Source organism: Streptomyces sp. NPDC044033, from assembly GCF_056434425.1.
Window position 1 is genome coordinate 149,775 of the sequence record NZ_JBWKFF010000017.1, and the last position, 17,360, is coordinate 167,134.

The window sequence follows — 17,360 nt, forward strand, 5'->3', positions numbered from 1 at the left end:
CGCACGCGGATCTCGCGCGTCCGCTGCCGGACTCACGCGGATACGGGCGCGGGCAGCGTGGCGGGTGCGGTCTCGGGCGTGTCGGGGGAGCCGCCGGAGGCCGGTCCGGCGGGCGCGCCGGGGGAGTCGCCGGAGGCCGGGTCGGCGGGCGTGCCGGGCGTGTCGTGGGAGCCTTCTCCGGCCCCCTCCACGCCGAGCCGGCCGAGGAGTTCGGCGCGCAGGGCGGCGAAGGCCGGACCGGCGAGGTCGCGCGGCCGCTCCAGCCCCACCGTCCGCTCGTACGCGATCACGCCCCGGTCCATCACCAGCACCCGGTCGGCGAGCAGCAGCGCCTCCTCGACGTCGTGCGTGACCAGCAGCACCGCGCAGCCGCGCCGCTGCCACAACTCCGCCACCAGCCGCTGCGCCGTGATGCGGGTCAGCGCGTCCAGCGCGCCGAACGGCTCGTCGAGGAGGAGCAGGTCGGGCTCCCGTACCAGGGCCCGGGCGAGGGAGGCGCGCTGCGCCTCGCCGCCGGACAGCGTCGCGGGCCAGGCGCCGGACCGGTGGCCGAGGCCGACCTCCGCCAGCGCCTGTTCGGCCCGCTCGCGGCCGGGGCGGCCGGGCAGCCCCAGCAGCACATTGCGCCAGACCCGTTTCCACGGCATCAGCCGGGGCGACTGAAAGGCGACGGCCCTGCGGCGCGGTACGAGCACCTCGCCCTCGATCTCCCGGTCCAGCCCGGCCAGCACGCGCAGCAGCGTCGACTTGCCGCAGCCGCTGCGGCCGAGCAGGGCCACGAATTCGCCCTCGTGGATGGTCAGTTCCAGCTGGTCGATGACGGCGCGGCCACCGAAGGACCTGGTCAGCCCCGAGGTTCGGACGGCCGCGGGGCCGCTCGCGGGGAGGCCGTTCGCCGAGGGGCTCACTGGCCGGTGAAGCTCGGTCGCCATTGCAGCAGCAGCCTTTCGAGGAAGCGGACGATGAAATCGGCGACGAGGCCGAGAACGGCGTAGACCACCAGGCACACCACGATCACGTCGGTGCGCAGGAACTCCCGCGCCTGGTTCATCAGGAAGCCGATGCCGTCGTCGGCGTTGATCTGCTCGCCGAAGACCAGCGCCAGCCATGCGGTGGCGAGCGCGTAGCGCAGCCCCGTCATGGCCCCGGGCAGTGCGCCCGGCAGCACGACATGACGGATCAGCCCCCACCGGCCGAGCCCCAACGAGTCGCCCGCCTCCACGAGTTGGGGATCGACTCCGCGGATTCCCGCGTAGACGTTGAGATAGAGGTGGAAGGCGACCCCGAGCGCGATCAGCGCGACCTTCGGCGCCTCGCCGATGCCCAGCCAGATGATGAACAGCGGGATCGCCCCGACCCACGGAATGCTCCGCAGCATCTGCACGGTCGCGTCCAGCAGGTCCTCGCCGAGCCGGGACAGCCCGGAGGCGAGCGCCAGCCCGGTCCCGACGACGACACCGAGCAGCAGCCCCACGGCGACGCGTTGTAGCGAGACGAGCATCGCCGACGGCAGCGTCCCGTCCGCGACCATGCCCCGGGCGGTGGCGGCCATGGCCCCCGGCGACCCGAGCGTGTCGGGCCGCAGCAGACCGGTGGAGCTGGACACCTGCCACGCCAGGAGCAGCAGTACGGGCCCCCAGGTACGGCGCAGCCAGCGCGGCGACCTGGAGCGTCGCGAACCGAGGGGAATGATGCGTTCAAGGGGCGGTGAGATGTCCGGCGGGGCATGACTGACGCTCATCAGGGCTCCGGGGCAGCGGCGGGGTACGCGTCAGCGGCCGTGCCCGGGGCCGGGCACGGCGGGGAACGACGCGAAGGGGGTGCGGAAGGGGAAGCGCGAAAGAAAGGGGGTCAGCGGCCGCGGCGACACGCGGCGGAGGCCACCCGCAGCAGGTCGATGTGACCGCGCGTGATGAGCCGGGCTGACGTAGACATGCCGTGAACGTAGCGATCGCCGTGCCGCCGGGGCAATGGCCGTCTCAGCAGGCGGACCTTTGTTGCGGTGGTCTTACGGGCGTGTGTACGGGGCGGGCGCATGCGATGGGCCGGGCGCGCCGCGCGCGTACGGACTTACGGGAGCCGGCTCGAATGGCTCCGGCCACCGGTTCCCGTGCGCCGCGCGCGTACGGGCGTATGCGCGAGTGCGGGCACATGTACGAGGATGGGCCCATGGCAGACGCTTTCCGGACCAGCATCCTGGACATCACCACCGGCTCCACGCAGACGGTGTACGACCTGACCAGCGACTGCGAGGCGTTCCTCCGCGACACGGCCCCCGACCGCGACGGCCTCCTCAACATCTTCGTCCCGCACGCCACCGCCGGCGTCGCGATCCTTGAAACCGGCGCGGGCAGCGACGACGACCTCCTCGCGCTCCTGCGCGACCTGCTCCCCGCCGATGACCGCTGGCGCCACCGCCACGGCACCCCGGGCCACGGCCGCGACCACGTGCTCCCCGCCCTGGTCGCACCCCACGCGACCCTCCCGGTCCTCGCGGGCAGGCTGGCCCTCGGCACCTGGCAGTCGGTCTGCCTCGTCGACACCAACGTCGACAACCCGCACCGGCAGGTGCGCCTGAGCTTTCTGGGGTAGGTCCCTCGGGACGGGCCGACGCGGCGCTCGCCCGCTTCCTCACCGCCCGCGCATAAGCCCGCACATAAGAAGTACGCCCGGCCGGTGGCCGGGCGTACGGGTGATGCCGATGGTGCGGGTGGCCGTATGGGCCGGGGAGCCGTCAGCCGGACTGGTTGTCGCTCTCCGCGCGCTTGGCCTTGATGCGCACGTTCTCCTTACGGACCTCGGCCTGGGTGGCGCGCTCATGCTGGAGCCACAGGGGAAGGTCCTGCTTCAGCGCCTCGATCTGCTCGGTGGTGAGCGCCTCCGTGACTCCGCCGCGGGCGAGCCCCGAGATGGAGACGCCCAGCTTCGCCGCGACCACCGGCCGGGGGTGCGGGCCGTCGCGCCGCAGGTCCAGCAGCCACTGGGGCGGGTCGGCCTGGAGGGCGTTCAGCTCGGTGCGTGAGACGACACCCTCCTGGAACTCGGCGGGGGTGGCCTCAAGGTACACACCCAGCTTCTTTGCCGCGGTCGCGGGCTTCATGGTCTGGGTGGTCTGGTGCGACGTCATGGTGCCAAGGGTATCGATCGTGTGCGCTACCGCCGACCAGGAGCCGGTAGCCTGGACCGGTGACCGGCTCCCAGACCCCTCCTTCCTTCAAGCTCGCGTACGTCCCGGGGGTGACGCCCACCAAGTGGGTGCGGATCTGGCACGAGCGGCTGCCGGACGTCCCGCTGACCCTGGTCCAGGTGTCCGCCGCGGACGCGTGCGGTGTGCTGCGGGACGGCGGCGCGGACGCGGGTTTCGTGCGGTTGCCGGTCGACGGTGCGGACCTCAGCGCGATCCCCCTCTATACCGAGACGACGGTGGTCGTGGTCCCGAAGGACCACGTGATCGCGGCGGTCGACGAGGTGTCCGCCGAGGAACTGGCCGACGAGATCGTGTTGCACCCCCTCGACGAGACCCTCGACTGGGAGCACCGGCCGGGGCGGCCCGCGAAGGAACGCCCCGCCACGACGGAGGACGCCGTCGAGCTGGTGGCAGCCGGAGTGGGGCTGCTCGTCGTCCCGCAGTCGCTCGCCCGGCTGTACCACCGCAAGGACCTGACCTACCGGCCGCTCGCGGACGCCCCGGAGTCGCGGATCGCGCTGTCATGGCCGCAGGAGGAGACCACGGACCTGGTGGAGGACTTCATCGGGATCGTCCGCGGGCGGACCGTCAACAGCACCCGCGGTCGCGCTCCGGCCGCCGCCCAGCCGAAGACCGAGCGCCCGGAGAGCGGTGGCGCGCGACGCAAACCCGCGGGCGGCAAGTCCGCGGCCGGCAAACCGGGGAGCAAGGGCCCGCGGCGCGGCTCCGACGCGTCCAAGGGCGGCAAGGGCGGCGGCGCCGGCAAGTCCGGCAAGGGGAGCAAGCCCGGTAAGGGGAGCAAGGGCGGCAAGCCCCGCCGTCGGCCGTAGCTCCTACGAGTCCGGGCCCGCGGGCCTGCCCCGTTTCACCGGCCGGGAGCCCCGGCGCACAGTCCGTCCATGACCAGGTCCAGGAGCCGGGTCGCCCGCGGCTGCCAGTCGCCGCGCGGATCGATCTGCCAGAGGCCGGCGATGGCGAGCAGGAAGTCTTCGGGGGTGATCCCGGGGCGGATGGTGCCGGCCTCGTGGTTCGCCCGCAGCAGGAGGGTGACGGCCGAGGTCACCGGGCCGCGGCCCAGCCCGGCCAGGGTGCCGCAGGCGCTGGTGGCCTTGCGCAGCGCTTCGGCCAGCCCGGCCTTGACCATGGCGTACTGGGCGAGCTGGTCCATCCACTCGCGCAGGGCGCGGTCGGGGGCGCGGGTCGCCAGCAGATGGGACGCGGAGTCGGAGACCTGCTGGACGCCGTACTGGTAGACCTCCAGCACGAGTGACTGGCGGTCGGGGAAGTTGCGGTAGAACGTGCCCTGCCCGACGCCCGCCTTCTTCGCGATCGCACTCAGCGGTACGTCACTCGACCGCGTCAGCTCGGTCTGCGCCACCGTCAGGATGCGCTCACGGTTCCGTTGCGCGTCCGAGCGCAGCGGCGCGTCTTTTCTCTCCTGCACTCGTCCTCCTTCCCGCGATCACAGCTTCCCGGCTCCCGGAAACACGGCTGGAACGGCCTTGTTAAGCGGACAGCTGTCCGTTAGGTTGAAGCTCAACGGACAAGTGTCCATTTAGGTCTACCGTAGCGGCATACCCGGTCGGTGGCGATCGTGAACGGTCGTACCGCCACCGGCTGCGTCGCAGGTGGCCGAGGCGGTGCCGCTGCGCACAGCGGCACCTTCTTCCCATCTGCCGTTCCGGCGGGGCCCCGATCGGGCGCCCGCTCCGGACCGGCAGAGACCGCTCGACCACGCCGGGGACAGGGGCCGCGCCCCGACACCCCGCCGCGTACCACATACGCGAAAGAAGGCTGATCATGGCCCTACCGACGTCCAGTGCCATCACTTTGAACATCAACGGCGAGAAGCACAGCCTGCCCGTCGACCACCGCACCACCCTGCTCGACGCGCTGCGCGAGCGCCTCGACCTGACCGGCACGAAGAAGGGCTGCGACCAGGGCCAGTGCGGTGCCTGCACGGTGCTGATCGACGGGCGCCGGGCCGTGTCCTGCCTCCAGCTCGCGGTCGCCGCCGAGGGGCGGGAGGTCACCACCATCGAGGGCGTGGCGGACGGCGAGACGCTGCACCCGGTGCAGCAGGCGTTCATCGACCTCGACGGCTACCAGTGCGGCTACTGCACGCCAGGACAGATCTGTTCGGCCCTCGGAGTGATCGAGGAGCACGCCGCGGGCTGGCCGAGCGCGGTCACCGCCGACGTACGGCCCGAAGCGGGCGTGCCGCCGCTCACCGCCGACGAGATCAGCGAGCGGATGAGCGGCAACCTGTGCCGCTGCGGTGCGTACGTGTCGATCGTCCAGGCGGTCGCCCGGGCGGCCGGGATCACGGCGGAGGGCGCGACGGCCGCCCCCCGCCACCACAGCGACGCGGCGGACGCGGAGGCGGCGGCATGAGGGAATTCGGCTATCAGCGGGTGTCCGACGTCTCGGGCGCGGTCGCGCTGCTCGACGCCGACCCCGAGGCGCGCTACCTCGGCGGCGGCACCAACCTCGTCGACTTGATGAAGACCGGCGTGGAGCGGCCCGCGCGCCTCATCGACGTACGCGAACTCCCCCTCGGCCACATCGAGGCCACCCCGGACGGCGGGTTGCGCGTCGGCGCGACCGTCACCAACAGCGAGCTGGCCGCCGACCCCGAGGTGCGGCGCCGGTACCCCGCGCTGGCGCAGGCCGTCCTCGCGGGCGCCTCGGGTCAGCTGCGCAACATGGCGACGGTCGGCGGGAACCTGCTCCAGCGCACCCGCTGCGGCTACTTCGCCGACACGGCCCAGCCGTGCAACAAGCGCGCCCCCGGCAGCGGTTGCCCCGCCATCGAGGGCGAGCACCACAACCACGCCATCCTCGGCGCCTCCGCGCACTGCGTGGCCACCCACCCCTCGGACATGGGGGTGGCGCTCGCCGCCTTCGACGCCACCGTCACCTACGAAACGGCGGACGGGCCGGGGGAGTTGCCGCTCTCGGAGTTCTACCTCCCCGTGGGCGACACCCCGCACCTGGAGACCGCGCTGCCGCCCGGCGCGCTCATCACCGGCATCACCCTGCCGCCGGCCCCCGTCGCCGCCGTCTCCCGCTACCGCAAGGTGCGCGAGCGCGCGTCGTACGCCTTCGCCATCGGCTCGATCGCCGCCGCCCTCGACATCGAGGAGGGGACGGTACGCGAGGTGCGCCTCGCCTTCGGGGCGGTCGCGTCCCGGCCGTGGCGGGCCCGTACGGCGGAACAGGCGCTGACCGGAGGCCCGGCGAGCGCAGCCGCCTTCGCCGCCGCCGCGGACGCCGAACTGGCCGCCGCCGAGCCGCTGCCCCACAACGGATACAAGGTGACGCTGATGCGCAACCTCGTCGTCGCCGTACTGACCGAGCTCACCGAGGAGGCAGCCCGATGACGGTGACGACCGGAACCGCGGCGGCGACGGGCGCCGTCGGAGCCGCGCACACCCGAGTGGAGGGCCGGGACAAGGTCACCGGAGCGGCCCGCTACGCCGGGGAGATCCCCTTCGCCGAGCTCGCCCACGGCTGGCTGGTGCTGTCCACCGTGGCCCGCGGCAGGGTCCGCGCCATGGAGTCGGAGCCCGTCCTCGCGATGCCCGGCGTCCTCGCCGTGCTGCACCACGGCAACGCCCCGCGCGTCGAGTCGCAGTACATGGGATTTATGGGGCCGGCCGACCCGATCCTCCAGCTCTTCCAGCACGACCGGGTGCCGCACCTCGGCTGGCCGGTGGCGCTCGTCGTCGCCGAGACGTCCGAACAGGCCCGGGAGGCCGCCGAGGCGCTGACCGTCCAGTACGACGAGGAGCCGCACGACGTCGACTTCTTCGCCGGGCACCCCGGCGCGTACAGGCCGGACGCCTCCCAGGGCCAGGAGTCGGATACGGAGAAGGGGGACCTCGAAGCCCAACTGGCCGCGTCCGCGTTCGTGGTGGACGGGCGGTACACCACGCCCGAGGAGCACCACAACCCGATGGAGCCGCACGCGGCGATGGCGCGCTGGGACAGTGGCCGGCTCGAAGTCGTCGACTCCAACCAGGGCAGCATGTTCGTGGCGCAGGAACTCGCGCAGCTGTTCTCCCTCGACGCGGCCTCGGTTCGCGTACGGTCCGAACACGTCGGCGGCGGCTTCGGGTCCAAGGCGACCCGCCCGCACCAGGTGGCCGCCGCGATGGCGGCGACCGTGCTGCACCGCCCGGTCCGCGTCGTACTGACTCGCCGTCAGATGTTCTCGCTCGTCGGCCACCGCAGCCCCACGGAGCAGCGCGTCCGGCTCGGCGCCGACGGGGACGGCCGGCTGCGCGCGCTCGACCACCAGTCGGAGTCGGTCACCTCGACCTTCCGCGAGTTCATCGAGCGCAGCGCCGATGTGTCGCGCGTGATGTACGACGCCGAGGCGCACCGCACCGCACACCGCCTCGTGCGGCTCGACACGCCCACGCCGACCTATATGCGCGCGCCGGGCGAGGCGCCGGGCTCCTTCGCGCTGGAGTCCGCGTTCGACGAACTCGCCGAGAAGTGCGGCATCGACCCCATCGAACTGCGGATGCGCAACGAACCGGCCGCGGGGCCGGTCTCCGGGCTGCCCTTCTCCACCCGCCGGCTGCCGGACTGCTTCGAGGAAGGCGCCCGCAGGTTCGGCTGGGCGGACCGGGACCCGCGCCCCGGAGTGCGCCGCGAGGGGCGCTGGCTGCTCGGGACCGGCACCGCGGCGGCCTCGTTCTTCGTCGGAGCCGCCCCGTCCACGGCCGCTGTGACGGCGGAGGCGGACTCCACCTTCACCGTGCGGATCACGGCATCGGACATCGGCACCGGAGCCCGGACCGCGCTGACCCTGGTCGCGGCGGACGCGCTGGAGGTCGCTCCGGAGCGCGTACGCGTGAAGATCGGCGACAGCGACTTCGGGCCGGCGATGCTCGCCGGCGGCTCGATGGGCACCCGCTCCTGGTCCTGGGCCATCGCCATCGCGGCGAAGGACCTGCGGGAGCAACTGGCCCTGGGCGGCGCCATTCCCCCGCAGGGGATCACGGCCCGGTCCAACACCGCCGAGGCGATCGCCGCGCTGGCCGCCAAGGAACGGCACTCCTACGGAGCGCAGTTCGCGGAGGTCGCCGTGGACGTCACCACCGGCGAGGTGCGCGTCCGGCGGATGCTCGGGATCTTCGCCGCGGGCCGGATCGTCAACCCCCTGACCGCGCGTGGCCAGTTCGTCGGCGGCATGATCTGGGGGCTGTCCATGGCGCTGCACGAGGAAGCGGTCAGGGACCGGGCCTCGGGCGGCGTCGTCGGCGCCGACCTCGCGGGCTACCACTTCGCCGCGAACGCCGACATCCCGCACATCGAGGCGGACTGGGTGGACGACCCGGACCCGGACGACCCCGTGGGGATCAAGGGGATCGGCGAGATCGGCATCGTGGGGGTCGCGGCGGCGATCGCCAACGCGGTCTGGCACGCGACCGGCGTGCGCCACCGCCACCTGCCGATCCGGCCCGACCGCGTGCTGCTCGCGGGCGGTACGGGCGCGGCCGCGGGCAGCGGGGCCGTCTGAGCCTTGAGCCGTGGGCGGTGTCCGGGGCCGGGGCCGTCCGCGAGCGGCACACGGCGGGGCCGGCCGCCCCCGGCCCCGCCGTGCGACCGGCCCGCGTACAGAGAGGAGACCGAGATGCTGGACATCGCCGATGAGCTGAACCGATGGGTCGAGGAGGGCCGCGACTTCGCCGTCGCCACCGTGGTGGCCGTCGAGGGCAGTGCGCCCCGGTCACCCGGTGCGGCCCTCGCCGTCGACGGCGACGGCGTGGTCATCGGCTCGGTCTCCGGCGGCTGCGTGGAAGGGGCGGTGTACGAGCTGTGCGTACAGGCCCTCCAGGACGGCGAACCGGTCCTGGAGCGGTTCGGCTACAGCGCCGAGGACGCCTTCGCGGTCGGCCTGACCTGCGGCGGGGTCATCGAGATCCTCGTCACGCCGGTGGCCGCGCGGGCGCCCCGCCGCACGGTGTTCGCGGCGGCGCTGGCCGCCGCCGCGCGCGGCGGGACGGCGGCCCTCGTCCGCGTGGCCCGAAGCCCCGCCGGGCCGCTCGGCGGCGCCCTGCTCGTACACCCGGACGGCACGTACGAGGGCGGCCTCGACGGATACGAGCACGGTACGTACGGGGGCGGTCTCGACGGACACGGGGACGAGCACGGCACGTACGGGGGCGGTCTCGACGGGCCCCCGGAGTTGGCCCGTACGGCGGCGGCGGAGGCCCGCGCCCTGCTGGCCGCGGGCCGCACCGGCACGGTCGACGTCTCGGCGGCCGGCCGGCACTGCGAGCCGGACCTCACCCTGCTCGTCGAGTCGAGCGTGCCGCCACCGCGCATGATCGTCTTCGGCGCGGTGGACTTCGCGTCGGCCCTCGTACGTACGGGCAAGTTCCTCGGCTACCACGTGACCGTGTGCGACGCCCGTCCGGTCTTCGCCACCCGCGTCCGCTTCCCCGAAGCCGACGACATCGTGGTCGAGTGGCCGCACCGCTACCTCCAGCGCACCGCGACCGACAGCCGCACGGTCCTGTGCGTACTGACCCACGACGCCAAGTTCGACATACCCCTGCTGGAAGCGGCCCTGCGGCTGCCGGTCGCCTTCGTGGGTGCGATGGGCTCGCGCCGCACCCACGAGGACCGCAACCGCAGGCTCCGCGAGGTCGGCGTCACCGAGGCCGAACTGGCCCGGCTCCGCTCGCCGATCGGCCTCGACCTCGGGGCCCGCACGCCCGAGGAGACCGCCCTGTCCATCGCCGCCGAGATCGTCGCGGCCCGGGAAGGCGGTACGGGCCGCCCGCTGACGGGCGCGGGGACGCCGATTCACCGCGACGCGGCCCGGCCGGAATCCGGCGTGGCCGGGGAGCACGCGGCGGCCTGACGGCCTGTGCCGCACCTCTGGCCGGATCGGCGGCGTGCCGGGCGTCGGGCGTCCGGCCCTGGATATGACACAGGCGCCACACAGGGCGGCGCCGTGGTCCGAGGTTTTGAGTGGCTGATACCACCTCGCCACCTAGATACCAGTCCGGTATCATCGCTGTATGGCGATGACACTCCGACTCCCCGACGACCTTGACGCGAAGCTCACCGAGCGGGCTCGCCGGGAGGGCCGCAGCAAGCAGGAACTTGCCATTGAGGCCATCCGTGACGCCCAGGATCGGGCCGAGCTGAAGGTCGATGACGTCCTGGCCGAGCTCATGGACAGCGATGCGGAGATCCTGGACTACCTGAAGTGAACGAAGTGCGCTACCTCCAGATCGACGAGATCCTGGCCATCGCCCGCACGGTCAACGGCACCGAGCACAGCGTTCGTGACATGGGACTTTTGGTGTCGGCGATCGAACGGCCCCGGACGAACGTGTTCGGATCCGAGCTGTATCCCACGCCGCACGAGAAGGCGGCGGCACTGCTGCACTCCGTTGCCCGCAATCACGCGCTGATCGACGGCAACAAGCGCACCGCCTGGCTCGCCATGCGCGTCTTCCTGCGGCTCAACGGCGTCAGCGCCGGCATCTCCCCGCCGCCGGCCTCTCTCGCCGGCCCGTTTGTCGAGGAAGTCGCGCAGGACAACGCCGACGTATCGGCCATCGCCAAGCGACTGTCGGCCTGGTTCCCCATTTCCTGACGTTCGACATCGTGAGGTACGGGTGAGGTTCCGTTGCACGCTGGGCCAGGAGCCGGCCATGGCGTCCGCGGTCTCCGCGACCGTGTCGACGATCTGCTCCCCGGGCAGGCCGAGGGCGGGGGACAGGTCGCCCGGGCCGGTGCCGGGCCGGTGGGGCGCGATCACTCCAGCCATCGCTTTCCCGCCGCGTCCCCGGATACGGTGATCATCCCCGCCGGAGGCCGGAGCACCGGCGGCCGCGACAGCCCACACAGGAGAGATGGATGACTCTTCCCCCGGCCGTAGCCGAAACGTTCGACCAGTTCCTCGCCCGCCTCGAAGAAGGCCACGCGGCCGGCTCGTACGACGGCGCCCCGGCACCTTGGTCCGTGCAGGTCATGACCGCGCTCTTCGACGGACAGGAAGCCGCGGCGGCCACCGGCTGGGCCCGGCGCGTCCACGGCGAACTCGCGCGCCTGGGCGGGCAGGTGCCCTTCGCCGTGGTCCACGACTGGCACGCCAGTACCGTCACACCGATGCTTGCGGAGGCCGCCGCACGGCGCGGTGACGATCCCGGGGCCCAGGAAGCGGTGCGGGCGCTGCACGTACGGGCGCTGGCGGGGGAGCGGGTCGGGGCGGACGCGTGGGAAGCGGCGCTCGGCGCGGCGCTGGCGGAGGTGTACCGCCATGCCTACGCCTACGCCGAGGCGTTCGCCACCGCGTCCGCCGACGCCCACGCCTACGCGATGGCGAACGACTACGGCGAGCAGCGGGCCGCCGAGTTCGCCGACAGCTACGCGGAGCTCAACACCGGTGCCAACGCCCGCTCCTACGCCGCCGCCAACGCCCTCGCGAACGCCCGGGCCGCCGCTGCCGCGTACGCCTCGGCGGACGCCCGCGGCTACGCCGAGGCGTACCCCTTCGCGCACGTACGCGCCTACGTCCTCGCCCTCGCCGACCGGGACGGCGCCGAGGGCCGGGACGAACGGCGCCGGGCGGCCTGCGCGCGGCTGGCCGACGGGCTGGCCGACAGCCTGGGGCGGGCCGTGGCCTGAGCAGGGGGCGCGGCCGGAGGGGGCCGGGGGCCGGAGCCTGTGTTCAGATCCCTGGCCCAGCGCGCGGCGTTCGGCACGCAGGCGAGCACGTGCTGCTCGCCTTGGCCCACGGCTTGGGCTACGAACGCGTCTCCACCCCGTGATGTTCCGACCAGACCATCCGCCGACGCATCAAAGAGCGGGCTGAGCGAGGGATATCCGAAATGGTGCACACCCTCGCCGGCTTCGTCGGCGCGCTGGTATCGCGCTGCCGGCCATGGCGGCGCGGCTCGGACGATCCGAGACCTTGAGCGTTCCGTTCCTCTTGAGGAGCGGACTCAGCGGGGGAACGGGTCAGGGCGCGAGCGGGGCGGTGATATTCCAGGTGGCGTCCAGGGCGAAGTCCTTGCTGTTGTCGTAGCGGTGCTTGCCGCTCTTGTCCGCCGCCCAGATGTCGCCCTGGAACTGGCGCAGCCAGCGGCCCGACTGGCTTGCCGACTCGAAGGACATTCCGGAACCGGTCAGGCCCTTGCGGGCGCACCAGGTGGCGTCCTTGGCGAAGGCCGTGCTGTGGTCGTTCGCGGACATCCGTACGCGGAGATCCTTCTGCGCCAGGTAGTAGCCGGGTTCGCGGACCGACTCGAAGGAGTAGCAGCCGGGCTGCTTGGCGAGTGAGGGGACGATGACCCAGGTCGCGTCTTCGCGGTCGGGCTGCTTGGTCTCGGCATAGATGGGAGCGAGGAAGGCCATGTTGTCGTCGACGCTGGACCGACGGATGTACATGTCGGCCAGTTTGGCGTTGCTCGGCTGGAAGGACTGCCGCTTCGCCCGGTGCTGGCTCTCCTCCTCCAGGAAGCGGACGACGTCCTCGTCGCTGCCGGCCCGCGCCGCCTTCGCCGCGGCGACCAGACCCGGATACACCCCGGTCTTCTCGGCGGCCGCCTGGATCTCCAGGGCGCGCCGGCGATTGGCTTCGGCGACCTTCTTGCGGCGGGCCTCGACGTCGCGTTTGTATGCCTGTTCGGCATCGGTGAGGATGAAGTTCTTCCAATCCGCCGGAGTGGAACTGTTCACCGCCCGCTGGGCCGCGGCATACAATTCGGTGTACTGGGCGTCGGCCGGGGCACGGCGGAGCAGTTCGCGGATGAAGTTGTCGTCGCCGAGGTTGAGCATGGCTTCGGTCGGGGTGATGGCGAACATCGCTGCGACGTTGATGCGGGCGGCCAGCTCCTTGCGGTGCTGGGCCTCCTCACGGTTCTTCTCCTCTTGATTGGCCACATCGCGGTCATGAGCCTCGCGAGCCCCGTTGGCGATGAACTCCCGTTGGTCGGCCGGGGTGCCGGCCAATGAGTGCGCGGCCGCGGTCCTGACCTCCGCACCCGAGTCCGGATGCTTCATGATCTTCCGGATGAAATTCTCGTCGTTGAGGGCGAGCAGATCCGAAGTGACCGGGATGCCCACCGCGATCAGCGCCTGGGTCTTGGCCTGCCGGGCCGCGTACTCGGCTTCGGCCCGGCTCTTCTCCAGCTGCTTGTCGACCTCGTGCGCCTCATGGATGCCGGTGACGATGAACCGCACGTAATCGTCGGCAGAGGTACTGGCCATGGCCTCCTCAGCGGCGATGCGCACCGTATCCAGACGCTCTCCGGCCTCCTGGGCCTCCTCCCACAGTGTGAAGATGAAGTCTTGGTCACTCTGCAGCAGTATCACCGGGCTCGGGTCCAGATGGACCACCGACGCCGCGGCACGCCGCTGTTCGTCGTTGGTACCGATACGGGCCGGCACGACCGCCGCACCCGACGGCGCGGCGACAGCCACGGCCGGTACGGCTATGCCGGCGACCGCGGCCAGCGCGGTCGCGGTCACGATCCCGCGATGGAAGACGCTCCGCATACGCGCGGAGGCCGAATGTGTGTTGCGCATTCTGTTTTCAGCAAGCCCTTCTATCAATCCAAATGGGCGACCCTGTGCGGGTGACCTCATATAGGCAGTGGCTTTATTGACGCATTACGGCAGACAGCGGTTGTTCATGTCCGTCGGGGTATCCGCGTTGCCGTGAAATCGATGGTCATGACTGGGCCGGCCGCAGCGGTAGCAGTAGTCACCGCAGGAGTGCGACGATGCTTCACTTGATCCATTTCCTCGGGCGGAAAGCAGGTGAAGGCCGTCGCGCCGAACACGGTCACGCAGCAGCCATGCCGGGGATCATATGGCCGGGATAAAGGCCGAAGAAAGTGAAATCTCCACCCCGTCACCCCCGCCCGAGCGCGAACGACCGGACTAAATGGGGCGAACACGGATGGTTGCTCTCGTTCCCTGCGAACTCTCCATGATCTATTTCACTTGCGGCAAGGAGGTGCGGCGCCTGACGGGCCGTCATGAAGCCGGACTGCGCGCGACGTTGCTCACCGATGCCGGAGACGCGGGCGTCCTGTAGGTCAGGACAGCGGCGAGGCCTCTGCCCGGCGGGCAGACCTGCACGTCAGTTGCCATCTGCGTTGTAGAGCCCGGTTCGGGCTCGTGGCCTGCCGTGCTCGGTGTGACTCGCCGGCCCTGCCCTTGATATTCCGGGGCGCTGTCGCCGGTCCTGGTGGTACTGGTCGATGGAGCAGGGGCCGGAGGAGCCACGCGAAATCGACTCGATGTGGCGTGGCGGGTACAGGAAGGGGCCCTGTCTCACATCTCTCAGCCCCCTCCCAGGTCCCGGCCCTTTGACCGCTGACGGAGTCGGTCGCCAGCGGTACCTGGGGAACATGACCCCGCACGGCCGCCCTGTCGTCGAGCGCGGCCCGCGCGGGACCGAATGCCCCGGTCAGGCCAGTGGCCGCTGCCCCTTGATGGCGATGCGCTGGCCGTACCGCGAGTGCGGGTAGTAGTCCCACGTCGCGTGGTGCTGCACGCAGCGGTTGTCCCAGAACACCAGGGTGTTCGGCGCCCAGCGGACCCGGCAGGACAGCATGGGCGTACCGGCGATGTGGGCGTACAGCATGTCCAGCACCGCCCGGCTCTCGCCGCGTGTCAGCTGCGGTATGTGCGACGTGTAGGCGCCGTTGACGAACAGCAGCTTGCGGCCGGTCTCGGGGTGGCGGGCCACCACGGGGTGCTCGTTCTTGGGCACGACGTAGTCGGCCGGCGGCGTCTCGCCCTGCCAGGGCAGCAGCCCGTCGTGGACCGCCGTCAGCCCGTCGAGGAACGTCTTCATGGCCGGCGACAGGAGCTCGTACGCCAGGTGCATATTGGCGAACAGGGTGTCGCCGCCGCTGCCGATCTCCGGGGTGCGGGTGATGTAGAGCATCGAGCCGAGCGAGGGTTCGGCGTCGGCGGTGCCGTCGGCGTGCCAGCCGTTGCCGGCCACGGCGCGCGACTCCTTGGTGGTGCTGAGTTCGAGGATGTACGGGTCCGAGTCCTCGGCGGGCGCCGCCACCGGGTGCATCTCGCCGAAGTGGCCGGCGAGCCGCTTGTGGTCGTCGCCCGAGATCGTCTGGTCCCGGAAGACCAGTACGTGGTGGGCGAGGAAGGCGCGCTTGAGATCGTCGACCTGACTTGCCGTCAACTCCTTCGACAGGTCCAGGCCGGAGACCTCGGCGCCGGTCAGCGGGGTCAGCGGGTCGACGACGACGGAGTCGTAGACCTCCGGCGGCCTGGTGGTGATGCGCTCGACGGCATCCAGTGCGTACTGCTCCATTCCGTCCTCCTGAGGATTAGGGGGTTGAGTGACATCGGCCGACGGCTGTGGCGCGGCGCGCGCTCAAAGGCCCGCGCGCTCAAGGCCCGCGCGCTCAAGGCCCGCGCGCTCAAGGCCCGCGCGCTCAAAGGCCCCGCGCCAGCAGATCCGTCAGGATCAGCCGGCCGAATGCCAGATTGCCGTGGATCACGTCGTTGTTCTCGCACAGTTCGGGGCGCTGGAAGCCGTCCTCGCCGGTCACGCGCGGCCGCAGGTCCACGATCTCCACGCCGAGTTCGGCCAGCGCGCCGCGCACGGCGTCCTGCGCCGCCATGAAGACCACCGGATCGGACAGGCTCGGCACCCGCTGCGGCCCCATCGCCGCCAGTACCCGCAGGCCCATGGCGCGCGCGTGCGCGTAGAAGGCCAGGGCGTCGCGGACCGTGGCGCGGACGACGGCGTCGAACAGCGGGCCGGCCAGGAAGCCGGGCGGGAAGCCGCCGTCGCGGGTGCGGTAGATGTGCCAGTTCTGGGTGGTGGCGATGAAATGGGCGCTGAAGCCGAACGTCGCCACCAGCGGGACCGTCAGCCCGTCGAGCCCGGCCACGTCCAACTCGCCCAGGAAGCCGCGGTAGTACGCGTCCGCCTGCGGCTTGCGGAACACGACGTCGCCCTCGCGCACGTCGAAGAACTCGGCGTTGAAATCGCGCCCGGCGCCGATCGGGCCGCCGCTGAACGGGATGCCGGCCTCCTTCGCCGCCCGGCCGATCGGCCCGGCGTGCGAGTCGCCCAGCAGCAGGAACCTAGCGGGGGTTGTAGTAGTCGAGTACGGCGTCGTCACACCAGAAGTCCTCTCCGGTGGCAGGTGCGGCGGGCCCGGCGGATCGCGCCGGGACGGGTTCGGCGGGGCGCTGGGCGAGTCCGTCGAAGAAGTGGCGCATGACGAAGGCAACGCCCTCCGGCGTGACCGTGCGCAGATTCGGCTCGAACCACGCCGCCTTGAAGGGGAAGCCCGTGACCAGCTCGTACGCGGGGAAATAGTCGACGTGGTCGAGCTCCGTGGCGAGTTGCCCGGCCACCGCCCGCAGTACGGACTTGGAATAGGTGGTGGCCGTCAGGGCGTGGCCGCCGGTGGCGGTCGCGGTCAGCGGCACCGGCGACACGGTCAGCAGCACCCGCAGCCGGGGGTTGGCGGCGCGGGCCAGCTCGATGGCGGCCGACAGGTCCTCGTACACCTCGGGATAGGTGGAGTTGTGGAACGCGTACCGCTCGGCGTCGTACGTGCCGCGCACCGTACCGGGGCAGACCGGGTGGACGGTGCCCTCGGCCAGGTCCCGCCACGCTTCGGTCAGGCCGAGGGTGAAGACGAGCACGCCCGCCTCGGCCACGGCCCCGCGGATGGCCCCCAGCGTCGCCCCGCGCGCGGCCCGTACCTCCTCGGCCGAGGCGTGGCCCGCGGGCTCGACGGCCGGTCGGAACGGATCGAAGCAGCGGCCGTCCTCGCTCCAGACCCCGTCGGGCGGCGCGGTCTCGCCGTGCGCCCAGGACAGCCACTGCCGCAGCATGGCGGCGGTGTAGATGTTCCCGGTGCGGAAGGAGAACACACCGTACTGGCGGGCCGTCCGCTCGGCCTCGGTCAGCCCCGGCGGGGCCGGTTCGGCGTCGCGCCAGTTCATGCCGCGCTCGCGCAGCGTGCGGCCGATGTGGCCGGCGAAGCACGAACCGGCGGTGAGGACGGGCTCGTCCTGCCCGATGCCGAACTTCGGCGACCACAGACCGCCGATGTCCGCCATGTCCGGCTCGGCCACGGCGGAACGCCAGAACGAGCGCGGCGGCAGCGATTGGTAGGGGTTGTCCATCGCGGGGGCC

At 71.9% G+C, this 17,360-nt stretch carries 17 protein-coding genes; 9 read left to right on the forward strand and 8 right to left on the reverse strand.

The annotated features are described in order from the left end of the window. Nucleotides 1-32 precede the first annotated feature (32 nt). Nucleotides 33-932, reverse strand: a complete 900-nt coding sequence (locus AC07AB_RS27640; protein ID WP_478572019.1) for an ABC transporter ATP-binding protein — start codon at nt 930-932, stop codon at nt 33-35. Beyond that, complete coding sequence (locus AC07AB_RS27645; protein ID WP_478572022.1) at nt 905-1,741, reverse strand: ABC transporter permease; 837 nt, start codon at nt 1,739-1,741, stop codon at nt 905-907. The genes AC07AB_RS27640 and AC07AB_RS27645 overlap by 28 nt, the downstream gene beginning before the upstream one ends. Nucleotides 1,742-2,169: 428 nt before the next feature. On the opposite strand from AC07AB_RS27645, the gene AC07AB_RS27650 reads away from it, so the two are divergent. Then, nucleotides 2,170-2,592 (forward strand): secondary thiamine-phosphate synthase enzyme YjbQ, encoded by a 423-nt coding sequence (locus AC07AB_RS27650; RefSeq protein WP_478572025.1) that lies wholly within the window; start codon nt 2,170-2,172, stop codon nt 2,590-2,592. Nucleotides 2,593-2,734: 142 nt separating this feature from the next. On the opposite strand, the gene AC07AB_RS27655 is transcribed toward AC07AB_RS27650, so the two are convergent. Further along, complete coding sequence (locus AC07AB_RS27655; protein ID WP_478572028.1) at nt 2,735-3,127, reverse strand: DUF5997 family protein; 393 nt, start codon at nt 3,125-3,127, stop codon at nt 2,735-2,737. 59 nt (nt 3,128-3,186) lie between these two features. On the opposite strand from AC07AB_RS27655, the gene AC07AB_RS27660 reads away from it, so the two are divergent. After that, nucleotides 3,187-4,017 (forward strand): LysR family substrate-binding domain-containing protein, encoded by an 831-nt coding sequence (locus AC07AB_RS27660; protein WP_478572031.1) that lies wholly within the window; start codon nt 3,187-3,189, stop codon nt 4,015-4,017. Nucleotides 4,018-4,052: 35 nt separating this feature from the next. Here the strand turns inward: AC07AB_RS27660 and AC07AB_RS27665 are convergent, their stop codons facing one another. Further along, nucleotides 4,053-4,631: a TetR/AcrR family transcriptional regulator gene (locus AC07AB_RS27665; protein WP_478572034.1), complete on the reverse strand. Its 579-nt coding sequence runs from the start codon at nt 4,629-4,631 to the stop codon at nt 4,053-4,055. A 356-nt stretch (nt 4,632-4,987) separates the two neighbouring features. Here AC07AB_RS27665 and AC07AB_RS27670 point away from each other — a divergent pair, with 356 nt between their 5' ends. From AC07AB_RS27670 to AC07AB_RS27700, 7 genes are all read left to right on the forward strand, one after another. Then, entirely contained in the window at nt 4,988-5,581 is a 594-nt protein-coding gene (locus AC07AB_RS27670) for a (2Fe-2S)-binding protein (RefSeq protein WP_478572037.1), read from the forward strand. Further along, nucleotides 5,578-6,570 (forward strand): FAD binding domain-containing protein, encoded by a 993-nt coding sequence (locus AC07AB_RS27675; RefSeq protein ID WP_478572040.1) that lies wholly within the window; start codon nt 5,578-5,580, stop codon nt 6,568-6,570. The genes AC07AB_RS27670 and AC07AB_RS27675 overlap by 4 nt, the downstream gene beginning before the upstream one ends. After that, nucleotides 6,567-8,720, forward strand: a complete 2,154-nt coding sequence (locus tag AC07AB_RS27680; RefSeq protein ID WP_478572043.1) for a xanthine dehydrogenase family protein molybdopterin-binding subunit — start codon at nt 6,567-6,569, stop codon at nt 8,718-8,720. The genes AC07AB_RS27675 and AC07AB_RS27680 overlap by 4 nt, the downstream gene beginning before the upstream one ends. A 114-nt stretch (nt 8,721-8,834) precedes the next feature. After that, nucleotides 8,835-10,070 carry an XdhC family protein gene (locus AC07AB_RS27685; protein WP_478572046.1) on the forward strand — a complete coding sequence of 412 codons (1,236 nt, stop codon included), beginning with the start codon at nt 8,835-8,837 and terminating at the stop codon, nt 10,068-10,070. A gap of 160 nt (nt 10,071-10,230) precedes the next feature. Further along, a complete protein-coding gene (locus tag AC07AB_RS27690; RefSeq protein WP_007445201.1) occupies nt 10,231-10,425 on the forward strand; it encodes a ribbon-helix-helix protein, CopG family in 195 nt (64 codons plus the stop codon). Then, a complete protein-coding gene (locus AC07AB_RS27695; protein ID WP_478572049.1) occupies nt 10,422-10,814 on the forward strand; it encodes a type II toxin-antitoxin system death-on-curing family toxin in 393 nt (130 codons plus the stop codon). The genes AC07AB_RS27690 and AC07AB_RS27695 overlap by 4 nt, the downstream gene beginning before the upstream one ends. 263 nt (nt 10,815-11,077) lie before the next feature. Beyond that, entirely contained in the window at nt 11,078-11,848 is a 771-nt protein-coding gene (locus AC07AB_RS27700; RefSeq protein WP_478572052.1) for a SpcZ, read from the forward strand. 333 nt (nt 11,849-12,181) lie between these two features. Here the strand turns inward: AC07AB_RS27700 and AC07AB_RS27705 are convergent, their stop codons facing one another. The 4 genes from AC07AB_RS27705 to AC07AB_RS27720 form a co-directional block, all read right to left on the reverse strand. After that, complete coding sequence (locus tag AC07AB_RS27705) at nt 12,182-13,693, reverse strand: AbfB domain-containing protein (protein ID WP_478572055.1); 1,512 nt, start codon at nt 13,691-13,693, stop codon at nt 12,182-12,184. A gap of 946 nt (nt 13,694-14,639) precedes the next feature. Then, on the reverse strand, nt 14,640-15,512 hold the full coding sequence (locus tag AC07AB_RS27710) for a TauD/TfdA dioxygenase family protein (protein ID WP_478572058.1): 873 nt from the start codon (nt 15,510-15,512) through the stop codon (nt 14,640-14,642). Nucleotides 15,513-15,636: 124 nt separating this feature from the next. Further along, complete coding sequence (locus AC07AB_RS27715) at nt 15,637-16,332, reverse strand: hypothetical protein (protein ID WP_478572061.1); 696 nt, start codon at nt 16,330-16,332, stop codon at nt 15,637-15,639. Continuing rightward, nucleotides 16,295-17,350: a GSCFA domain-containing protein gene (locus tag AC07AB_RS27720; RefSeq protein ID WP_478572198.1), complete on the reverse strand. Its 1,056-nt coding sequence runs from the start codon at nt 17,348-17,350 to the stop codon at nt 16,295-16,297. Before AC07AB_RS27720 ends, AC07AB_RS27715 begins: the two co-directional genes overlap by 38 nt. Between the last annotated feature and the right edge of the window lie 10 nt (nt 17,351-17,360).